Here is a 19,409-nt window from a genome sequence, read left to right on the forward strand (position 1 = left end):
AGCGGCAGCGCGGCCATGCCGTGCCGCCGCGTCAGGAAGCGCAGGAAGCCGCGCACCGCCGCGAGCGCCCGCGCGCGGGAGGCGGGTGCCAGCCCGTCATTGGCGCGGCTCGCCAGGAAGCCGCGCAGATCGGCCGGCCGTAGCGCGCCGAGCGCCGCGATGCCCGGCGCCTCGCCGAGGTGCTTCATGAGGAAGGCGAGGAATTCGCCGATGTCGCGGCGATAGGCCTCGATAGTGTGCGGGCTCGCGCGCCGCTCCTCGGCCATCCAGGCGAGGAAGGCGACGAGGGCGGCCTCGCCTGTCATCGCGCCAAGGCGACTGCGACGGCGCGGCCGAGGAAAGCGAGCTGCGGCGCCGCATGGCTTTCCGGCAGCACCGCCGCCTCCCGCGCACCGAGCGCGATCAGCATCGGCGCACCGCCCGCGATCGGCACCCGGGCCAGCGCATCGCGCGCGATCAGCGGCGCCGCCTCGGCATGCAGCAGCGCGACCTCCGCCGGTTCGGCGCGCACCAGCGCTTCCCGCCCCGGCCCGATCAGGCGCTGCACGGTGCCGGCGGGCAGCGTGACGACACCGCGGCGCGGCGGCGCTTCCGCCGCAAGCGTGCAGCTCTCGAGCCCGAGCAGGGCCGGCAGCTCCTGCGTGACCGCCTCGATCGCGTCGCGCGCACCCATCAGCGCCAGCACGGCGCGGGCGATGCGCGCGGCGAAGCCGTCACTGGCGCGGCCATGCGCCAGCACCCGCGCCACTTCGGCTTCCAGACCCGCCATGCGGGCGCGCTCGGCGGCCAGCATCGCGGCCATGTGGTCGGCCAGCACCGGGCCGTGCACGCGGCGCGGCGGCGTCAGCGCGGCGTAGAGCTCCGGCCGCTCGCTCAGGAAATCCGGATGCGCCCGGAGCCAGGCCTCGACCGCAGCGGCGCTGTGTTCGAGGCCATCATCCATCAGAGGATGCTCTGCCCGGTCTTCTTCCAGTCCGCCAGGAAGGCATCCAGGCCCTTGTCGGTCAGCGGATGCTTCATCAGCGACCGGATCACCGCCGGCGGCAGGGTCGCGACGTGAGCGCCGAGCTTGGCCGACTGCACCAGATGCACGGGATGGCGGATCGAGGCGACCAGCACCTCGGTCGTGAGCGCGGGATAGTTGCGGTAGATCTGCACGATGTCCGCGATCAGCAGCATGCCGTCCTGGGCGATGTCATCGAGCCGGCCGACGAAGGGCGAGATGAAGGTCGCCCCCGCCTTGGCCGCCAGCAGCGCCTGCGCCGCCGAGAAGCAGAGCGTCACGTTCACCGGCGTGCCTTCGGCCGACAGCGCCTTGCAGGTCTTCAGACCGGCTTCGGTCAGCGGCACCTTCACGCAGACATTCGCCGCGATCTTCCGGAGGTATCGGCCTTCGGCCAGCATGCCCTCGAAGTCCGTCGCGGTGACCTCGGCCGAGACCGGGCCCGGCGTGATGTCGCAGATCTCCGCGATCACTTCCTTCATGTCGCGACCGGATTTGGCGATCAGGCTCGGGTTGGTGGTCACGCCGTCGAGCAGCCCGGTATCCGCGAGCGAGCGGATCTCGGCTACATCGGCGGTATCGACGAAGAACTTCATGCGCAGAATCCTCGGGGGGCGGCGCGGCACTGTTGCGCCTTTGTTCGCGAAGCAGCATAGCCGATCGCAGATGCCCGGCGGAAGTCGCGAGAGATGAATGCCAGACCACGGGTGCGCGTGCTGCTGCCGCTGCCCCTCGCCGATGCCTATGACTACCGCGTGCCGGCCGGCCTCGAGGTCGTGCCGGGCGATATCGTGCTGGTGCCGCTCGGCAAGCGGGAGGAGCTCGGCGTCGTCTGGGACGGGGCGGCCGATCCGGCCCTGCCGGAGCGCAAGCTGCGCGACATCGTGGGCCGCCTCGACGCCCCCGCAATGACCGGGAGCCTGCGCCGCTTCGTCGATTGGGTGGCGCAATATACGCTGAGCCCGCCGGGCGCCGTGCTGCGTATGGCGCTCAGCAGCCCCTCCGCGCTGGAGCCGCAGCCCCTCCAGCCCGGCTGGACCCTGGCGGAGCCACCTGAAGCCGCCCGGCTGACCGAGTCGCGGCGGCGCGTCCTGGCGTTGCTGGCACCCGGGGCGGTGGTGGCCGGGACCGCGCTGGCGGAAGCCGCCGGCGTCTCCGCCGGCGTGGTGCGCGGCCTCGCCGATGCCGGCTTCCTGCGGCCGGCGCCGCTGCCCCGCGGCCGCGCCTTCGCCTACCCCGCCCCTGATCATCCCGGCCCGGCGCTGGCAGAAGACCAGCGCGCGGCGGCCGAAACGCTCCGCGCCAGCGTCGCGGCGCGGGGCTTCGCGGTAACCTTGCTGACGGGCGTCACCGGCTCCGGCAAGACCGAGGTCTATTTCGAGGCGGTGGCCGAGGCGCTGCGCGCCGGCCGCCAGGCGCTGGTGCTGCTGCCGGAGATCGCGCTCTCCGCGCAATGGCTCGACCGCTTCCGCGCCCGTTTCGGCGTCGCGCCGGCGCTCTGGCATTCCGAGCTCACCTCCCGCACCCGCCGCGTCACCTGGCGTGCCGTGGCGGAAGGGGAAGCGAAGGTGCTGGTGGGCGCGCGCTCCGCGCTGTTCCTGCCCTTTCCGGATCTCGGCCTGATCGTCGTCGACGAGGAGCACGAGACCGCCTTCAAGCAGGAGGAGGGCGTCGTCTACCACGCGCGCGACATGGCCGTGGTGCGCGCCCGCCTGGCAGCGGCGTCCTGCATCCTGGTCTCCGCGACGCCCTCGCTCGAGACGCTGACCAATGCGGAGACCGGGCGTTATGCGCATGTCCATCTGGCGCAACGCCATGGCGGCGCCGCGATGCCTGATGTCGCGGCGCTCGACCTGCGCCGCCACCCGCCGGAGCGCGGCCGCTTCCTCTCGCCGCCCTTGATCGAGGCGGTGGCCGCGACCTTCGCGCGCGGCGAACAGGCGATGCTGTTCCTCAACCGCCGCGGCTATGCGCCGATGACGCTCTGTCGCACCTGCGGCCATCGCATGCAGTGTCCGAACTGTTCCACCTGGCTGGTGGAGCACCGCGCGCAGCGCCGCCTGCAATGCCACCATTGCGGCCACAGCGAAGCGCCGCCGGAGACTTGCCCGAAATGCGACGCGCCGCATTCCCTGGTGCCGATCGGCCCGGGCGTGGAGCGCGTGCTGGAGGAGGCGATCGCGCTTTGGCCCGATGCGCGGCGGCTGGTGATGGCGTCCGACACCATCCCCGGCCCGGCCGCGGCGGCGGAGGCGGCACGCGCGATCTCGGCGCGGGAGGTCGACCTGCTGATCGGCACCCAGATCATGGCCAAGGGCTGGCACTTCCCGCATTTGACGCTGGTCGGCGTGGTCGATGCCGATCTCGGGCTCGCCGGTGGCGACCTGCGCGCCGCCGAGCGCACCATCCAGCTCCTGCACCAGGTCGCCGGGCGGGCGGGGCGGGAGAGTGCCCGCGGCAGCGTGCTGTTGCAGAGCTTCAGCCCCGAGCATCCGGTGATGCAGGCGCTGGTCTCGGGCGACCTCGATGGCTTCATGCGGGCCGAATCCGCGCAGCGCCGGCCCGGGCATTGGCCACCCTTCGGCCGTCTCGCGGCGCTGATCGTGAGCAGCGAGGAGGAACGCGCCGCCGACCGCACCGCGCGCGATCTCGGCGCCGCGGCGCCGCATGGCGATGGCGTGCAGGTGCTGGGCCCCGCACCGGCGCCGCTGGCGCTGCTGCGCGGCCGGCACCGGCGCCGCCTGCTGCTGAAGACGCGGCGCGACATCGCGGTGCAGCCGCTGCTGCGCGAATGGCTGGCGCGCGTCACCGTGCCGAACGCGGTGCGCGTGCAGGTGGACGTGGACCCGGTCGGCTTCCTCTGAACCTGAGCGGGCGTTCAGAGCCCGGGATCGGGGCGCGGTGCGCCAGCCACCTGCCGGTGCACGGCTTCTGCCAGGTGCAGCAGTGCCGCACGATTGAGGCCTTCGGCCGCGACGGCGTAGCCGAAGCCGCGATCGACCCACCAAAAGGCCGTGACGCTGTTCGTCGTGCCCTCCGCATAGCGGAATTCCGCGCCGGCACCGCCGGCGCGGTCGGCGCGGAGATAGAGCGTCAGGCGCGCACCGCGCGGACCTTCGTACATGAGCTGTGCGGCCGGATCTCCGGTGGCGCCGGCCAGCAGCCGCCCGCCCATCAGGCGATAGCCGGCCGGCCCGAGCTCGGGCACCACCAGCGGCCGGCCGAGGCGGTCCGACAGCCAGCGCAGCATCTGCGCCTCCTGCGCCACCGAGATCTCGACCGGACGCCCGGCATCGGCGGCGAAGACGGCATGGGCGGCCAGCGCTTCCGTCACCATCGGCCGCTCGCGCTGCGGCAGCAGGGCATTGCCCGCCCAGCCCAGAACGCCGCCCAGGACCAGCCAGGCCGCCGCCGCGGCGATGCGGCGTTGCCCGCGTCCCTGCGCCTCGCGCCGTGCCGCCAGCAGATTGGCCACGCGCAGCCGCGCCGGCATTGGCGCGTCGTGGTGCGGGCGCAGCGCGTCGCGCAGCATCTCCCGCTGCGCCGCCATGGCGCGGAAGCGTGCCGCCGCCACCGGGTTCGCGGCCAGCCAGGCATCGACCGCCGTCCGCCGTTCCGGGGGCAGGCGTCCATCGACCCAGGCCTGCAGGTCATCCTCGCCGACCGGCATGGCATCGCCCGCGGCCATCACTTCACCCTCCTGAGCATGGCCCTGCCGGCGTCCGCAGCCTCCTCCCCGTCGAGCAGGCGACGCAAGCGTTCCCTGCCGCGAGAAAGACGCGACATCACCGTGCCGATCGGCACGTCCAACAGCCGTGCCGCGGCTTCATAGGAGAAATCCTCGACGCCGATCAGCAGCAGCACCACACGCTGCTCTTCTGACAAGGAATCGAGTGCGGCCAATGCGTCGCGCCAGATCAGGCGCTGCTCGGCCGCATCCGCCGCCGCCGGATCGGCGACGGCATCCGCGAGCCCGCGCTCATCCAGCGACAGCATGGCGCCACGGCGGGCCGCGCTGCGGCGCCCGCTGCGATGGAGGTTGTGCAGGATCGCGAACAGCCAGGGCTTCGCATCCCGCTCCGGCCGGCGCAGATGCCAGCGCGAGATCGCCCGCTCCAGACAATCCTGCACCAGGTCATCGGCCGCGGCGGTGTCGCGCAGCAGCGCCCAGGCGAAGCGGCGGAGCGCCGGGATATGCGGCTCGATCAGTGCCGCCAGCGCGCGCTCCCGCCCGCGCATCACGGCGGCGCCGCTCCGCGTGTGCCGCCGAGCATTGGATATTCCTCTGCCCCGGTGCTGAGCGCCGCGAGCCGCGCCTGCATCGCCTGCACCTCGATCGTCTGGCCGGCGATGATCTCCTCCGCCAATTGTCGCGTCAGCGGGTCGCGGCCGTGCAGCAGCAGCAGGCGCGCCATCTCGATCGCACCCTGATGGTGCGGCGCCATCATGGCGAGGAAATCCTTGTCCGGATCGCCGCTCGGCGGCGCCCCATGCATGGCGGCCATCATCCGTGCCATCGCTTCCGCCATGGCGCGCGCGAAGGGATCGCCGCTTGCCGTCCAGGCAGCGACGCTGGTCTCCGCGTCGTGATGGGCATGATCCATCGTCACGCAGTGACGCTCCGCGCACCAGGGCGGATGAAGACCAGGTTGATCCCCTTCTTGTTGCGGAGCCCGCCGGAGGGCAGCGCCAGATCGCCGAAGGCGATGCGGTCGATGAAGCGCGGCCGGAAAGGGTCCGCCACGTCGAGCACGGTGCAGAGCGTCTGCCCGGCATCCGGCGTCCCCGGCAGCTCGTCCTGCTCATGCGCGACGAAGAGGCGCGTCCCGGCCGGATCGACCCAGAGCCCATGCGCCTCCCGCCCGCCGGTCGCGACTTCGGCGACGACGCGGCGCTGCCCGGGCGGCGCCGCACGGTCGATGATCGCGAGCTTCGACGACGCGACGCCGCCCGGACCGGCGCCGTCATCGACGCGCGCCAGACTGACATAGGCGGCGCGGCCCTGCGCGTTCTCCACGAATTCGACATGGTTCGGCCGCGCCTGCTGCCCGAGTGCGATCGTCTCCGTGATCGCCTGGCCCTCGGCCGGCAGCACAGAGACCGCATCGGCGAGCTTGTGGCTGATCCAGAACTCCCGCCCGTCGGGCGTCAGCTTCAGAAAGGGGCTGAAGCCGAAGCGATCCTGGGCGCGGATGTCGAGGCGCGCGACGCGGCGCGCGGTGCTGAAACCGTCTGCGTCATAGGCGACGTCGAAGAGGTCGATCAGCGGCGCTTTCTGGCTGATCACCGCGGCGCGGCGCCCATCGGCGGAAAACCAGGCATGCGCCGGGCCCGGCAATGTATCGACGAAGCCACGAATGGCATGGCCCGGCCGGGCGCCGGCGGCTTCCTCCCCGGCCTTGCCCAGATCGAGGACGGCGATGCGGTCCTCGCCGCGCACCGTCACCCAGAGCTCGCGTCCGTTGCGGGTGAAGGTCGGCTCATGCGGCTCCCGGCCGAGGAAGATGCCGCTGGTCAGCCGTTCCGCGCTGGTCTGGTCCGAGGCCTGCGGGTTCGGCCGATTGCCGACCACGCGGCGGGTCGCGGTGTCCACCAGGTAGAGGTTGCTGGTGCCGCGCCCCGTGGTCGCGACCAGGGTCGAATCCGGGCTTGGGACCGCACCGTGGATGGAGATGGCACCATGATAGAGCGGCTTCTGCACCATGGCGCCATGCGTCGGCACGATGCCGCCGGTGACGAAGCGGAAGGGCGGGCGCGGATCCTCGTCGAAGGAGGTCAGGTTGACGGTGGTCGCGACCGTGAGCCGGGCCGGATCGACGACCACCAGCGTGTTGCTGTCCTCGCAGCAGATCCAGACGCCGTCGCCGAGGCCCGGCCCGCTGGCCGTCGCCGGCGCTTGCGCTGCGGCCGGCCGGACCGCGAGGTTCGCGCCGGCGGCGGCTGCCAGGCCGAGCAGGTCGCGCCGCGACGGTGAAGGAATGGGGCCTTGGGTCATCAGCGCTCCTGCCGGGCATCGCCCGGCCGGGAATTGCCGGGCAAGGAGTAAGATGCCGGCAGCGCCGATTTATTCCGGGAGGCCGAAAAAAAGCCGCGCGTCGCTGCGTCCGCGCGTGCGGCGGCTCAGAAGTACCGCAGCCTGATGGCGATCCCGCCTCCGCTCGGAGGGACGGCGACGCGTGCGGCACGGAAGGATGGCGGGCCCAGCCGCACCGGCGCGTCGTTGGAGAAGCCGAAGCCCTCCTCAGGCAGCCCGAGCAAAGTGCGGTTGAGGATGTGGTCGTTGTTCTCGTCGTGAAACACCGAGACCGCATAGTCTCCCGGCGTCGAGAGCGCGAAGCAGACCTGCGCCGCATTGCCCTGGATCGGTACCTCCGCGAGCGCGATGCGCTGTTCCAGGAAGGCTCGCGGGTCGGCGCCGTAGAGCGTGACAACGACCTCGCCCATGGCATTGCGCGCATTGGTGATGGTGATCGCGAGCCGAGGGCCGGCCGGGGCATCCGCGGCCGAGCAGAGCGTCGCGCGCTGCTCGACGGTGGCCGCCGGCTGCGCGCCGGTCGGCATCGCGGCCGCCAGCAAAAATGTCATCGCGACAGCCAGGCAGTGGGGGCGGATCATCCGGACGACAGTGTCTGCACGCGGCAAGTTCGGATCTTTCTTCTTTCTGCGTCACGGCCGCCAGGCGCGGTGGTAGGGATGGCCATCCCGAATCGCCTGGGCGCGGTAGAGCTGCTCGGCCAGCATGCCGCGCACCAGGAAATGCGGCCAGGTCATCGGGCCGAGCGCCAGCTTCGCCTCGGCGCTGGCCAGCACGGCGGGGTCCAGCCCCTCGGCGCCGCCGATGAGGAAGGCCAGCGGGCGCCCGCTCTCCTGCCAGCGGGTCAGCAGCCGGGCGAAGCCTTCGCTGTCCGGCGCCGCGCCGCCGAGATCGAGCGCCACCGCCAGCGTGGCTTCGGGCAGCGCGGCGAGGATCGCCTCGCCCTCTCGCCGGCGGACTTCCGCGGCGCTGCCGCGGGCCTCGGGGATCTCGGTGACCGCGAGCGGCGGCCGCAGCCGGGCATTGTACTGGGCGAAGAGCTCGGCTTCGGGTCCGGCACGCAGCCGGCCGACCGCGATCAGGCGGGCCGGTTTCATGCGAGCGGGCCACCGGATGTCCGGCGAACCAACCGGCCGGAGGCCGCGCCCGGCGCCTGAGGGCGCTCGATCAGCTTCCCGCTTCGGGCGAGGGGCTGTCCGGGCCCCACATCCGCTCCAGCCCATAGAGGGCCCGCGCCTCCGGCTTGAACAGGTGGATCACGAGGTCGAGCGCGTCGATCAGCACCCAGTCGGGCGAGGCCTGAACGGCGTCGCGGCGCAGCGGCAGCCCGGCCAATTCCAGCGCCTCGACCACATGGGTCGCCATGGCCTGGATCTGGCGGTCGACGAGGCCGGTCGCGATAATCAGCCGGTCCGCGTAGTCGGCGCGGCCGGTGACGTCGAGGACCAGGACATCCTCAGCCTTGTCGTCCTCCAGGCTCTTGCGGGCGGCTTCGACCAGTTGCGCCAGCCGGTCCGGCGTGACCTTGGGTGGGCGGGTGCGGCGGGTCGGGCGCGGCGCTGCCGGGGCCTTGGCGGCGGCAGGGGCCTTCGCGGCAGCCGTCTTCCCGGCCGGGGCCTTCGCCGCCGCGGTGCCGCGCGTCTTCGGCGTCGCGGTGACCCGCGTCGAGGGCCGCGGCGCCGCTGACTTCTTCTCGGCCGCGGTCGGCGCCTTGGGCGTTGCAGCCTTGCGCGTCGCGGCGGGCTTCGCGGCTTTGGCCGTTGCCGGCTTCTTCGTCGCCGCTTCCGCCTTCGGGGCGCGCTTCGGCGCCGGCTTCGGGCGCGGGATCTCCGCGTCGCCGGTCGTGGGCGGGCTGGCCTTGGGCGTGCGGGCTATGGAAGCCTCCTGTCGATCATGACGGTCTATTCGAGAATGGGGTGGCGGAAGGCTGGCGAGGAGGTGTTCGTCCCCGGCGTGGCGGCCGATGTAGCCGATGCTGGCCGCATCGGCGAGGAGGCCGGCGCGGCAGGGGCGGAAAAGACCCGAGAGGCCGACCCGCGGCCTCGCTCAAACAGGCTCTCAAGGCTTCTCATGCCGCAGCGCGCGGCAGGATGCCACCCCCAAGACCCGATTGCCGGATCGCGGTGGCGCTCAGCGCCATCTCGCGGGCCGGAATCAGGCACCAGGGGGCATGGCCCTTGGCGCCCCCGGCCAGCAGGGCGCGCGGATGCCGCCGGTGCCGCGCCAGCACCGCCGCCGCCTGCCCGTGCAGCGCCTTGCGGGTGAAGCCCGGGCGCGGCAGCACCGCGATCGGGGTGTCCTGCGCGATCTGCCGCCAGCGCCCCCAGCGCGGGAACTGCACCAGGTTGTCGGCGCCGAGGATCAGCACGAATTCCGCGCGCGGGAAGCGCCGGTGCAGCGCTTCCAGGGTGTCGGCGGTGTAGCGGGTGCCGAGCGGCCGCTCGATGTCGGTCGCGACCAGCCGCGCCCCGCACGCGATGGCGCGGGCGGAGGCCAGCCGGTCGGCCAGCGGCGCCATGCCGGTGCGCGGCTTCAACGGGTTCCCCGGCGAGACCATCAGCCAGACCTGGTCCAGCCCGAGCGCCGCCAGCGCCCGCCCCGCCACATGCGCGTGCCCGGCATGAGCCGGGTTGAAGCTGCCGCCAAGCAGGCCGATCCGCGCCCGCCGGCGGTCGCCCCAGGCCCCGGGTCTCCCCATCAGCGCAGCCGCACCGTGACCGCGGGCGCCGCGCCGTCCAGCAGCCCGTGATAGGCAAGCTGCCATTCCTGCCCAGCCCGCGCCGGCTGCGGCGCCGAGAGGCTGCCGAGGGAGATATACTCCCCGGCGCGCAGCGGCCGCCCCTCCCGCGCCAGGTCGCGTGCCAGCCAGGCGACGGCATTCAAGGGATGCCCCAGGATCGCGCTGCCCGGCGCCCGCGACACCTCCCGCCCGCCTTCGCTCAGCGCCACCTGCATGGCGCCGAGCCGGGCGGCGAAGCCGGGGCTCGCCTCGACCGGGATCGGCTGGCCCACGACGCCGAGCCGGGCGCCGACATTGATCGCGAGCAGGTCGCCGATGCTCGGCCGGTGATCGGGCGCATAAACCAGGTCCGCCAGCTCGATGAAGGGGATCACCTGGTCGATGTGACGCAGGATCGCGACATGGTCGTCGCCCGCGCTCTCCACCCCTTCGCGGCCGATGCGGACCACGAGGTCGGCTTCCACCACCGGCACGGCGCCGAAGCCGGCATCGATCTCGCTGCCGGACGGGGCGCGCAAGGTGCCGAAGAAGATCGCGCCGCGCAGCGGCCGGTCGATGCCGAAGCGCTGCTGGATGGCGGGGCTGGTGAGCCCGAGCTTCCAGCCGACCACATCGCCCATCGGCTGCGCGAAGGTCGCGACGAGCTGCTGCTGCACGCAGGCGCCGTCCTCCGGCGTCAGGTTGGCGAAGGGCGGCGGCGAGCGACGTTCCAGGATCGCCTGGGCGAAGCGGGCGATGGCGGCGAGATCCGGACAGGCGGCGTGCGCCGGCGCCGTCGCCAGCGCCGCCAGCATCGCCAAGATCACGATCCGCCGCATGGTCCTGGACCTTTTCCCAGAGCAGATCGCCACAGGGCGGAGGCCCGGAGGCGTGAATCTGCTCGCTCACAAACTGCCAGCTGTCAGGGCCTGATCTGGCCGGTGCCGATCACCTGGTAGCGATAGGTGCAGAGCTGCTCCAGCCCGACCGGGCCACGCGCATGCATGCGGCCGGTGGCGATGCCGATCTCCGCGCCGAAGCCGAACTCGCCGCCATCGCAGAACTGCGTCGACGCGTTCCAGAGCCCGACCGCGGAGGAGAGGCCGTTCAGGAAGCGCGCCGCGGCCTCCGCATCCTCGGTCACGATCGCCTCGGTATGCTCGGAGCCGTGGCGACGGGTATGGGCCAGCGCGGCATCGACGCCGTCGACGACGGCGATCGAGAGCACGGAATCCAGCCACTCCGTCGAGAAATCCTCGTCATTCGCGGCCGGCAGCTCGGGCCGGATCGCGCGTGCGCGGGCATCGGCACGGAAGCGGCAGCCGAGGGCAGTGAGGTCGTCGACCAGCGCCGGCAGCAGCGTGGGCGCGATCGCGGCATCGATCAGCAGCGTCTCCGTCGCGCCGCAGACGCCGGTGCGGCGCATCTTGGCATTGGCCAGGATTGCGCGCGCCATCGCGTGGTCGGCGGCGGCGTGGATGTAGGTGTGGCAAAGCCCTTCGGCGTGGGCCAGCACCGGCACGCGGGATTCATCCTGCACCCGAGTCACCAGCGATTTGCCGCCGCGCGGGATGATCAGGTCGATCAGCCCTGCCGCGCGCAGCATGGCGCCGACGAAGGCGCGGTCGGAAGTCGGCGCGATCTGCACCGCGGCCTCCGACAGGCCGGCCTCGCGGAGGCCGGCGACCATGGCGGCGTTGATGGCGGCCGAGCTGCGCGCGCTGTCGGAGCCGCCGCGCAGGATCACCGCATTGCCGGATTTCAGGCAGAGCCCCGCGGCATCGGCGCCGACATTGGGGCGGCTTTCGAACACCATGCCGATGACGCCGATCGGCTGCGCGACGCGGCGGATCACGAGGCCGTTCGGCCGCGTCCATTCGGCGAGCGTGCGGCCGACCGGATCGGGCAGGGCCGCGATCTCCTCCAGCCCCTGGGCCATTGCCTCGACGCGGGCGGGCGTCAGGGTCAGCCGGTCCTGGAAGGCGGCGGAGAGGCCGGTCGCGGCGGCAAGGTCCTCGCCATTCGCGGCCAGGATATCGGGGGCAGAAGCGCGCAGCGCGGCGGCGGCGGCGAGGAGGGCGCGGTCCTTCAGGGGGCGCGGGGCGGCGGCGAGCTGGGCGGATGCCGCGCGCGCATCCCGCGCGGCAACATTCAAGCTGGCGGCGACATCCCCATCGACGATCGTCACGGCACTTCTCCTGCGCCCCATATGGCCCTTCGAGGCGGCCTATCCACTACTCCGGCGGGACCCACGCCGGAAGGCCGGGCTCAGCCCGGGCGCACCACCAGATCGTCACGGTGCACCATCTCGTCGCGGCCGCGCCAGCCGAGGATCGCTTCCAGCGCCTCGCTGCGGTGCCCGGCGATGCGGGCGGCATCGGCCGCATCATAGGCGACCAGGCCGCGCGCCAGCTCCGCCCCCGTCTCGTCTCGGATCGAGACCGGGTCCCCGCGGTGGAAGGCGCCGTCCACGCGCCGGACGCCGGCCGGCAGCAGGGAGGATCCGCGTGCCAGCGCCCGCGCGGCGCCGGCATCGACCACCAGCACGCCGAGCGGCGCCATGCTGCCGCCGATCCAGCGCTTGCGGGCGGAACGGCCTTCCTCGGCGCCCAGGAACCAGGTGCAGCGCGCGCCCTGTTCCAACGCCTGCAGCGGCCGCTCGGGCTTGCCGAGCGCGATCGCCATCGCGCAGCCGGCCGCCGTCGCGACCTCGGCCGCGATCAGCTTGGTGCGCATGCCGCCGGAGGAATAGCCGGGCGGCGGTTCGCCACCCATGGCCGTGATCTCGGGCGTCAGCCGCTCCACCACCGGCAGATGGCGGGCCTCCGGATCGCGGCGGGGATCGGCGGTGTAGAGGCCGTCAATGTCGGACAGCAGCACCAGCGCATCGGCCGAGATCATGGCAGCGACCCGCGCCGCCAGCCGGTCATTGTCGCCGAAGCGGATCTCGGTCGTCGCGACCGTGTCGTTCTCGTTGATCACGGGGATGCAGCCGAGCGCGAGCAAGGTGCCGATCGTCTCCCGCGCATTCAGGTAGCGGCGGCGATCCTCGCTGTCCTCCAAGGTGAGCAAAAGCTGCGCGGCGTTGAGGCCATGGGCGGCCAGCGCCTCCGCCCAGGCGCCGGCGAGGCGGATCTGCCCGACCGCCGCGGCGGCCTGCTTCTCCTCGAGCTTCAGCTTCTGGCGCGTGAGGCCGAGCACCCGGCGGGCAAGCGCGATGGCGCCGGAGGAGACCAGCACCACCTCCACCCCGCGGGCGCGGAGTGCCGCGACATCCGCCGCGACGCCGGCGAGCCAGGCGGCGCGGGGCGCGGCGGTCGCTTCGTCCACCAGCAGCGCGGAACCGATCTTGATGACGATGCGCCGGGCGGTGGCGAGCGAGGGCAGGGTGGTCATGCGGCCGCCCTCGCGGCGGCCACCTTGTCGGCCAGGGCGCGCAACGCGGCCGGTACGCCCTCGCCGGTCACGCCGCTGATCAGCAGCACCGGGCCGCCGACCGCGCGTTCCAGCGCCTTCACCCGCGACGCCTTGGCCTGCGGCGTCATGGCGTCGAGCTTGTTCAACGCCACGATCTCGGGCTTGTCGGACAGGCCGCCGCCATAGGCCTCCAGCTCCTCCCGCACCGTGCGGTAGGCATCGGCGGGGTCGGCTGCGGTGCCGTCGATCAGGTGCAGCAGCACCGCGCAACGCTCGACATGGCCGAGGAAGCGGGTGCCGAGGCCGGCACCCTCCGCCGCACCCTCGATCAGGCCGGGGATGTCGGCGAGGACGAATTCCTCCGCATGGCTCAGGCGCACGACGCCGAGCTGCGGATGCAGCGTGGTGAAGGGGTAGTCGGCGATCTTCGGGCGCGCGGCGGAGGCGGCGGCGAGGAAGGTCGATTTGCCGGCATTGGGCAGGCCGACCAGGCCGGCATCGGCGATCAGCTTCAGCCGCAGCCAGATCCAGCGTTCCTCGCCCGGCCAGCCCTTGTCCGCGCGGCGGGGCGCGCGATTGGTGCTGGTCTTGAAATGGGCGTTGCCATGGCCGCCGTCGCCGCCGGTCACGATCACCGTGCGCTTGCCGGGGGCGTCGAGGTCGGCCAGCAGCGTCTCCTTGTCCTCGCCCAGGATCTGGGTGCCGACGGGAACCTTGAGGATGACGTCATCGGACGCCGCGCCGGTACGGTCCGACCCCGCGCCATTGCCGCCCTTGCGGGCCTTGAAATGCTGGGCGTAGCGGTAGTCGATGAGGGTGTTGAGGCCTTCGACCGCTTCGATGATGACATCGCCGCCGCGGCCGCCATTGCCGCCATCCGGCCCGCCGAACTCGATGTATTTCTCGCGCCGGAAGGCGACGACGCCGTCGCCGCCGTCACCGGCTTTCACAAAGACCTTGGCTTCGTCGAGAAACTTCATCGGGGTGGGTTCCACGCCGCGCGGAAGGTGGGGCGGCGAAATGCAAACGGGGGCCGAAAGGCCCCCGTGCGAAAGCTCGGTCCGGGGGCGCGCGCTTACTCGGCGGCCTGCGGCACCGGCTCCACCGTCACGTGCACGCGGCCTTCGGCGCGGCGGATGAACTTCACCCTTCCGTCGACGGAGGCGTGCAGGCTGTGCTGGCGGCCGGCATAGACGTTGGTGCCCGGGATCATCTTGGTGCCGCGTTGGGTCACGATGATGTTGCCGGCCTTCACGACCTGGCCGCCGAACAGCTTCACGCCAAGGCGCTTGCCTTCGGAGTCGCGGCCGTTGCGGGACGAACCGCCTGCCTTCTTGTGTGCCATGGCTGCGCTCCTTGCCTCAGGCCGCGGTGATGGCGGCGATCTTCAGCACCGTCTGGTGCTGGCGATGGCCGTTCTTGCGCCGGCTGTTCTGGCGGCGGCGCTTCTTGAAGATGATCACCTTGTCGCCGCGGTCGTGCTCGACGACGGTCGCGGTGACGGTGGCACCCGGCACGGTCGGCGCGCCGATGGTCAGCCCGGCCTCGCCGCCGATGGCGAGGACGTCGTGGAAGGTGATGGTGCTGCCGGGCTCAGCCTCCAGACGTTCCACGATGAACGTGGCGTCGGGGGTGACGCGGTACTGCTTCCCGCCGGTGCGGATCACTGCGTAGGTCATGCGGCCCTTCGTCGGACTGTGCTGGGCTCCGGCTCGCGCCGGGTGGTCTTGGAATCGGGTTCCGGGGAGCATCGTGCGCACGGCGGCCATGAACGGCCGCCGGCGACGCCGAGGCGCCGCCGGGAGGAGGGGCGTATAGCGGCGTCCGGCCGCCTGCGTCAATATCCGGCCTGCGGGTGGTTGCACGGGCCGCGCGGCTTGCCTATACGGCGGCTCCCACGCTGCGGAGAGGTGGCAGAGTGGTCGATCGCGTCGGTCTCGAAAACCGAAGTAGGTGCAAGCCTACCGTGGGTTCGAATCCCACCCTCTCCGTGCCCCACTTGGCAACCACCTGAGTGGACTAGAAAAGCAGGAAAATCAGAGCCTTTCAGATGCCGCCGCCCCGTAGGACTGCTACACAACGGGGGCCGGAAGCAGTGGCTAAAGTGCCATGCCTTACGAAGGGCAAGGATCGGAACTGGGGGCTTCGACGGAGGGTCCCGGACGACCTCCGGCCGGTGATCGGCAAGCGCGAAATCTGGATCAGCTACGGACCTGTCAGCTACGCCAAGGCCAAGGCGATGCACCCTGCCGAGATGGCCAAAATCGAGCGCCTGTTTGCGACTGCCCGGAAGCGGATCGCGAGCGCAACTTTGCGACCGGTCGCAACGCTGACCCCTGCCACCCTGGAAGATGCCCGCGCCTGCGTCCTGCGCTGGTTCCATGGCCAGGAGGCGGAGCGTCTTGCCCGCCCCACTCCAGATGATCCCATAGAACTAGACGACGCTCTCGGCCACCTGAACGGGGATGTCGCCGATCTAGCTGGCGAGGAAGGTCGGAGGATCGCGGAGCGCCTGTTGCCCGGCATCCTGGAGACCTACGGCTTCGCTGTGCCGCAGGGTGACGTGAGGCGGGTTTCCGTGGCCCTGGCACAGCGCGCGCTGGTCGAGGGCGCGGAGCGCCAGCGGGACCGGCTCTCCGGACGTCCAGAGCGGGTGCACGACGCGGCCCTGCCCGTGACCATCGGCAATCCGCCCCCAGCGCCGCAGGCGCCCGGCCTGACCCTCGGGGCGCTGTTCCAAGCCTACATGGGCGCCCCTGAGCGCGCCGGCATGGCACCTAAGACCAAGCTGAAATACGACGGATTCATACGGGTCCTGATGCAAGTTCTAGGCGAGGACACCCCCGCCGCCAGGGTCACCCGGCAAGACAGCCGCAAGGCGCAGGCCGTTCTCCAGGCGCTTCCACCCAATGCAGGGAAGCGGTGGCCCAAGCTGAAGGCGCCAGAGGCAGCCGAGAAGGCGAAGCGCGAGGGCATTGCGCCGATGCATCCCAACAGCGTGATCAATCATCTGGAGTTTCTGTCCAGTGCCTTCGCATACGGGGTTCGCGAGCAACTGGTGCCCACCAATCCTGCCAGCGGCTTGAACGGTGTCACGACGAAGGGGGTGGCGGCATCTCCGGGTGTGGAGCGTCGTCGCCGTCCTTTCACCGAGGATGAATTGCGCCTGATCTTCTCCGCGCCGCTCTACGCGGGCTGCCAGGACGACGGGAATGGCTACGCCAACCCGGGGCCGAACCATCCTCGACGGGGCCGCTTTTGGGCGCCGTTGCTGGCGCTATTTGGTGGGCTCCGCCTAGGCGAGGCGTGTCAGCTTGCCGTTGCCGACGTAGTGACCGATGGGGTTCCGCGCCTGCTGATCCAGGCCGACGCCGAAGGCTCCCGGCTGAAGACGGTTACGTCGCAGCGTGTCGTGCCGGTCCACAGTTCCCTGGTAGACCTCGGCTTCCTTGCGCACGTCGAGAAGATGCGCGCGGCGGGAGAGCAGAAGCTGTTCCCTGAACTGCCAGTCTCCGCGTCGGGCAACTACGCGGATGTCTTCAGCAAGTGGTTCGGGCGTTTCCTGACGAAGGCCAGCGTGACGTCGCCCAGGGCCGTGTTCCACTCGTTCCGACACGGATGGCGCGACCGGCTGCGGGAGGCGGGGGTGCCGCGTGAAGTTGTCGATGCCCTCGGTGGCTGGGCTACACCTGGACAGAGCGCGGACTATGGCTCCGGCTTCAGCGTCGCGACACTCGCTCGGCACCTCAACAAGATCAGCTATCCCGGGCTGGACCTGGATCACCTTCGCCCGCAAGCTGACTAGCTGCGGCTGCCGGCATGTTGCTCCGTGCCTGCCGCTCTGGTCGCACACGCCATGATGTCCCGAAGTCGGTCGACCGCTGCCCGGCCGAGCAGCATCGCTCCACGGAACAGCGCGCCTCGGATGTTCTCGACCACACGCGACCACATGGAGAACGCGGCGGCCCAACCCCGGCAGAATGATCGGAGACGCCGAAGGGCGCGCGGCTTTCCTCGAACCACATCGCGCATGCGCTTCATGATCGTCTTGGCGCAGTCCTCCATGGCTGCGCGGGACGGTTCCACATGAGCCTTGCCCCGGTAGCTGTGTATGCGATGCCCAAGATAGTCGAAGCCCCAATCCACCCGGCGCACCTTCCCCCGCTTCAACGCAAACCGGCCGGCCGAGCCCCGCAAAGCGGCAGAGCCCAGGGTATCCGCTAGCCGCTCCAGTTCTCGCCGCGTCGGCGCCATCAGCAGGACGTTGTCGGCATACACGACCACCTGGTCGGTGATCTGTAGCGCGGACAAGATGTCGCTGATGGCGATTTCCGCGATGAGACTGGAGCAGGCCGCGCCCTGTGGCACACCCGACCGAGCTTGTGAGCGTAAGGTCAATGGTCCTGGTAGAGAGAGATAACGATCACTCCATAGCCAATCCGAACTCGTAGGCGTCCGGACGTAGTTATCATCAGGGAACGCAGTCGCCCTGGTGACCTGTTCCGGCACACCCAGACCGCGCAGGCGGTTGACCGCCCATTCCCGGTCTATGGTGCCGAAGCAGTTGGTGAAATCAACCTCCACCGCCCAACGGGCATTGTGGTGGTTGATTTGATCTTTCGCCGCCGCGATGGCCGCAGGCACGCCACCCTGTAGGGCGAACTGGCGCGGGTCCAGTTGGACTCTCGGCTGGATCATCCATCCAAGGATGATCTGGCGGGCATGGTTCTGGACGCCGTAGACGTGGATCGGGCGCCACCCGCCCTTGTCCTTCGGTTGCGCGTAGAGGCGCACCGGTTCGTCCGGCACCTGACGCATGTCCAAGCTGAACGCGGCCTCGACCACGTCGCGCGGCTTCATCTTCTCCGGCAGTCGGTGGCACTGCTTCTTGGCCGCTTCGTCCGTCGCCGCGATTTTCACGCCGAACGAGAATCCGAGGATGCGCTGATAAGTGCGGGCGGCTCGTCGCTGCCCCGCCGAGACGGCGTCCTGGTATTTCCGCTGAAGCTCGTCCGCATCTTGCGCGCCCCACCGCTGCGCCCGGCGAGGCGCCATCAGGGCACGATCCCCGCCGGTCAGCGGAGGCTTCTCGGCCGGCATGTCGGCGGCGATTGTCACGGGAGGGCAGCCCCTGGGGTGATGCAGGCGCAAGCAGCCGATTTGCCGCCGGCAAGGATAATCCTGGAGGATATGTAGCATCATGGGTGGCAGATGGCTAGATCGACGAGACGGACTTCTTGCAACCTGTTGCAAACTCCCGCCCTGATCTCCTCTCACTGATTCTTTGTCAAATAATTCTAGGCCTTATATCGTCGTTGATACTGCATAAAAATATTCTTATACTAATGGGGAACGCACACCAAAGGAGCCATCCCATGGCCGAGCATGTCCAACTCGCAGTTATCGTCCCGGCTGCGGCCCGGGCGGAACTCGTTGCCCTCTCCCACCGCCGGAGCCTTGAGGAGGGCCGGACGATTTCGGTCGGGCATCTGGTCCGCGAGGCCCTTGCGGCACACACCGGGGTGCAGATCCCGCCGACGCCGCGTCGGGGCCGTCCTGCCCCGCAGGGCTACCGCCACCGCCACCGCCACCGTCCCGCTGCCGTGCTGGAGGGTTGAACGATGCCTCGCACCACGAACGGCGCGACCTCCTTCACCGCCGGCATTGTCGCCGCTGAGGCCGACGCGCGGCAGAAGAACGAGACCACCGACGCCCAGCGGCTCGCGTCGCTGAAGCCGCAGGTTCAGGGCTGGTCCGGGCGCCTCGCGCTTGGTGACCTCGAAGCCATGAACGTCATCGCCCGGCGGTATGAATCGGAGGCGCTGGTCCCGGTGCAGATGACGAGCGGCGAAATCGCGGCGTCTCTTAGGATCGCCAAGCAGGACGCTGATGGGCGCCTCTCCCGTCTGATCACGGCGGGCGCGGTCGAGGAGGTGCATCCGCTGGGAGCGCCGACGCGTCTTCGTCCGACTGCCCGGGCCGCCGCCCAGGCTGACCGGGTGGCAAAGGCTGCTGAGATGGGCCGCCGCATCGGGCAGGCCGTCACGCGCCTGCCGGCCGAGAGGCCTGCTGATGCACCGATCACCAAGAGTGATGAAGCGGGCGCTCTGCCGATCGAACTCGCGCGAGGCCTGTTTGGTCTTCGCGGTCGCATCGCCTGAACGAGATGCGCGAGCCGGGGTCACCGACCCGGCACGCGTGCGGCGTCCAGGAAAGGTTAGCCTCCTTCCCCGTGG

22 protein-coding genes and 1 tRNA gene are annotated in these 19,409 nt (G+C 71.0%); 5 read left to right on the forward strand and 18 right to left on the reverse strand.

Features of this window, described 5'->3' with window-relative positions; all coding sequences use genetic code 11:
• The 3 genes from GXW71_RS21385 to fsa all read right to left on the reverse strand — a co-directional run.
• Window positions 1-305: site-specific integrase (locus GXW71_RS21385; protein ID WP_211854714.1), on the reverse strand; the 305-nt coding region annotated here is incomplete at its 3' end.
• Window positions 302-943, reverse strand: a complete 642-nt coding sequence (locus GXW71_RS21390) for a DUF484 family protein (RefSeq protein ID WP_211854715.1) — start codon at window positions 941-943, stop codon at window positions 302-304. The genes GXW71_RS21390 and GXW71_RS21385, both read right to left, overlap by 4 nt.
• Window positions 943-1,599, reverse strand: a complete 657-nt coding sequence (gene fsa, locus GXW71_RS21395) for a fructose-6-phosphate aldolase (protein WP_211854716.1) — start codon at window positions 1,597-1,599, stop codon at window positions 943-945. The genes GXW71_RS21390 and fsa overlap by 1 nt, the downstream gene beginning before the upstream one ends.
• 93 nt (window positions 1,600-1,692) lie before the next feature.
• On the opposite strand from fsa, the gene GXW71_RS21400 reads away from it, so the two are divergent.
• Window positions 1,693-3,867: a primosomal protein N' gene (locus GXW71_RS21400; protein WP_211854717.1), complete on the forward strand. Its 2,175-nt coding sequence runs from the start codon at window positions 1,693-1,695 to the stop codon at window positions 3,865-3,867.
• Between the two features lie 14 nt (window positions 3,868-3,881).
• Here GXW71_RS21400 and GXW71_RS21405 read toward each other — a convergent pair whose 3' ends face one another.
• From GXW71_RS21405 to rsfS, 7 genes are all read right to left on the reverse strand, one after another.
• A complete protein-coding gene (locus GXW71_RS21405; protein WP_211854718.1) occupies window positions 3,882-4,691 on the reverse strand; it encodes an anti-sigma factor family protein in 810 nt (269 codons plus the stop codon).
• Window positions 4,691-5,242, reverse strand: a complete 552-nt coding sequence (locus GXW71_RS21410) for an RNA polymerase sigma factor (RefSeq protein ID WP_211854799.1) — start codon at window positions 5,240-5,242, stop codon at window positions 4,691-4,693. Before GXW71_RS21410 ends, GXW71_RS21405 begins: the two co-directional genes overlap by 1 nt.
• Window positions 5,242-5,607, reverse strand: coding sequence for a DUF305 domain-containing protein (locus GXW71_RS21415; RefSeq protein ID WP_211854800.1), 366 nt, complete (start codon window positions 5,605-5,607; stop codon window positions 5,242-5,244). The genes GXW71_RS21410 and GXW71_RS21415 overlap by 1 nt, the downstream gene beginning before the upstream one ends.
• A gap of 2 nt (window positions 5,608-5,609) precedes the next feature.
• Window positions 5,610-6,998: a YncE family protein gene (locus GXW71_RS21420; protein WP_211854719.1), complete on the reverse strand. Its 1,389-nt coding sequence runs from the start codon at window positions 6,996-6,998 to the stop codon at window positions 5,610-5,612.
• A gap of 125 nt (window positions 6,999-7,123) precedes the next feature.
• Window positions 7,124-7,588, reverse strand: a complete 465-nt coding sequence (locus tag GXW71_RS21425) for a DUF2141 domain-containing protein (protein ID WP_211854720.1) — start codon at window positions 7,586-7,588, stop codon at window positions 7,124-7,126.
• 81 nt (window positions 7,589-7,669) lie between these two features.
• Window positions 7,670-8,134: a 23S rRNA (pseudouridine(1915)-N(3))-methyltransferase RlmH gene (locus GXW71_RS21430; RefSeq protein ID WP_211854721.1), complete on the reverse strand. Its 465-nt coding sequence runs from the start codon at window positions 8,132-8,134 to the stop codon at window positions 7,670-7,672.
• Between the two features lie 70 nt (window positions 8,135-8,204).
• A complete protein-coding gene (rsfS, locus tag GXW71_RS21435) occupies window positions 8,205-8,546 on the reverse strand; it encodes a ribosome silencing factor (protein ID WP_211854801.1) in 342 nt (113 codons plus the stop codon).
• Here rsfS and GXW71_RS21440 point away from each other — a divergent pair.
• Window positions 8,500-8,934 carry a hypothetical protein gene (locus GXW71_RS21440; protein WP_211854722.1) on the forward strand — a complete coding sequence of 145 codons (435 nt, stop codon included), beginning with the start codon at window positions 8,500-8,502 and terminating at the stop codon, window positions 8,932-8,934. The two genes, rsfS and GXW71_RS21440, sit on opposite strands and share 47 nt — an antisense overlap.
• Window positions 8,935-9,105: 171 nt before the next feature.
• Here the strand turns inward: GXW71_RS21440 and GXW71_RS21445 are convergent, their stop codons facing one another.
• The 7 genes from GXW71_RS21445 to rplU form a co-directional block, all read right to left on the reverse strand.
• Window positions 9,106-9,735, reverse strand: coding sequence for a nicotinate-nucleotide adenylyltransferase (locus GXW71_RS21445; RefSeq protein WP_211854723.1), 630 nt, complete (start codon window positions 9,733-9,735; stop codon window positions 9,106-9,108).
• Entirely contained in the window at window positions 9,735-10,595 is an 861-nt protein-coding gene (locus GXW71_RS21450; RefSeq protein ID WP_211854724.1) for a 2-keto-4-pentenoate hydratase, read from the reverse strand. The genes GXW71_RS21445 and GXW71_RS21450 overlap by 1 nt, the downstream gene beginning before the upstream one ends.
• A gap of 83 nt (window positions 10,596-10,678) precedes the next feature.
• Complete coding sequence (locus GXW71_RS21455) at window positions 10,679-11,944, reverse strand: glutamate-5-semialdehyde dehydrogenase (protein WP_367617342.1); 1,266 nt, start codon at window positions 11,942-11,944, stop codon at window positions 10,679-10,681.
• Between the two features lie 80 nt (window positions 11,945-12,024).
• Window positions 12,025-13,152, reverse strand: coding sequence for a glutamate 5-kinase (proB, locus tag GXW71_RS21460; RefSeq protein WP_211854726.1), 1,128 nt, complete (start codon window positions 13,150-13,152; stop codon window positions 12,025-12,027).
• Entirely contained in the window at window positions 13,149-14,153 is a 1,005-nt protein-coding gene (obgE, locus tag GXW71_RS21465) for a GTPase ObgE (protein WP_211854727.1), read from the reverse strand. Before obgE ends, proB begins: the two co-directional genes overlap by 4 nt.
• Before the next feature lie 95 nt (window positions 14,154-14,248).
• Complete coding sequence (gene rpmA, locus GXW71_RS21470; protein ID WP_211854728.1) at window positions 14,249-14,518, reverse strand: 50S ribosomal protein L27; 270 nt, start codon at window positions 14,516-14,518, stop codon at window positions 14,249-14,251.
• Between the two features lie 16 nt (window positions 14,519-14,534).
• Entirely contained in the window at window positions 14,535-14,852 is a 318-nt protein-coding gene (gene rplU, locus GXW71_RS21475; RefSeq protein ID WP_211854729.1) for a 50S ribosomal protein L21, read from the reverse strand.
• 225 nt (window positions 14,853-15,077) lie between these two features.
• Here rplU and GXW71_RS21480 point away from each other — a divergent pair.
• Window positions 15,078-15,164, forward strand: a tRNA-Ser gene (locus GXW71_RS21480).
• A 59-nt stretch (window positions 15,165-15,223) separates the two neighbouring features.
• Window positions 15,224-16,978 carry a DUF6538 domain-containing protein gene (locus tag GXW71_RS35505; RefSeq protein WP_367617343.1) on the forward strand — a complete coding sequence of 585 codons (1,755 nt, stop codon included), beginning with the start codon at window positions 15,224-15,226 and terminating at the stop codon, window positions 16,976-16,978.
• On the opposite strand, the gene GXW71_RS21490 is transcribed toward GXW71_RS35505, so the two are convergent.
• Window positions 16,975-18,291, reverse strand: a complete 1,317-nt coding sequence (locus GXW71_RS21490; RefSeq protein WP_211854731.1) for a reverse transcriptase domain-containing protein — start codon at window positions 18,289-18,291, stop codon at window positions 16,975-16,977. The two genes, GXW71_RS35505 and GXW71_RS21490, sit on opposite strands and share 4 nt — an antisense overlap.
• A 503-nt stretch (window positions 18,292-18,794) precedes the next feature.
• Between GXW71_RS21490 and GXW71_RS21495 the strand changes: the two genes are divergently transcribed.
• Window positions 18,795-19,334, forward strand: a complete 540-nt coding sequence (locus GXW71_RS21495; RefSeq protein ID WP_211854732.1) for a hypothetical protein — start codon at window positions 18,795-18,797, stop codon at window positions 19,332-19,334.
• The last annotated feature ends 75 nt before the right edge of the window (window positions 19,335-19,409 follow it).

The sequence above is a fragment of the Plastoroseomonas hellenica genome (genome assembly GCF_018129085.1).
In the GTDB taxonomy this organism is placed as follows: Bacteria; Pseudomonadota; Alphaproteobacteria; order Acetobacterales; family Acetobacteraceae; genus Plastoroseomonas; species Plastoroseomonas hellenica.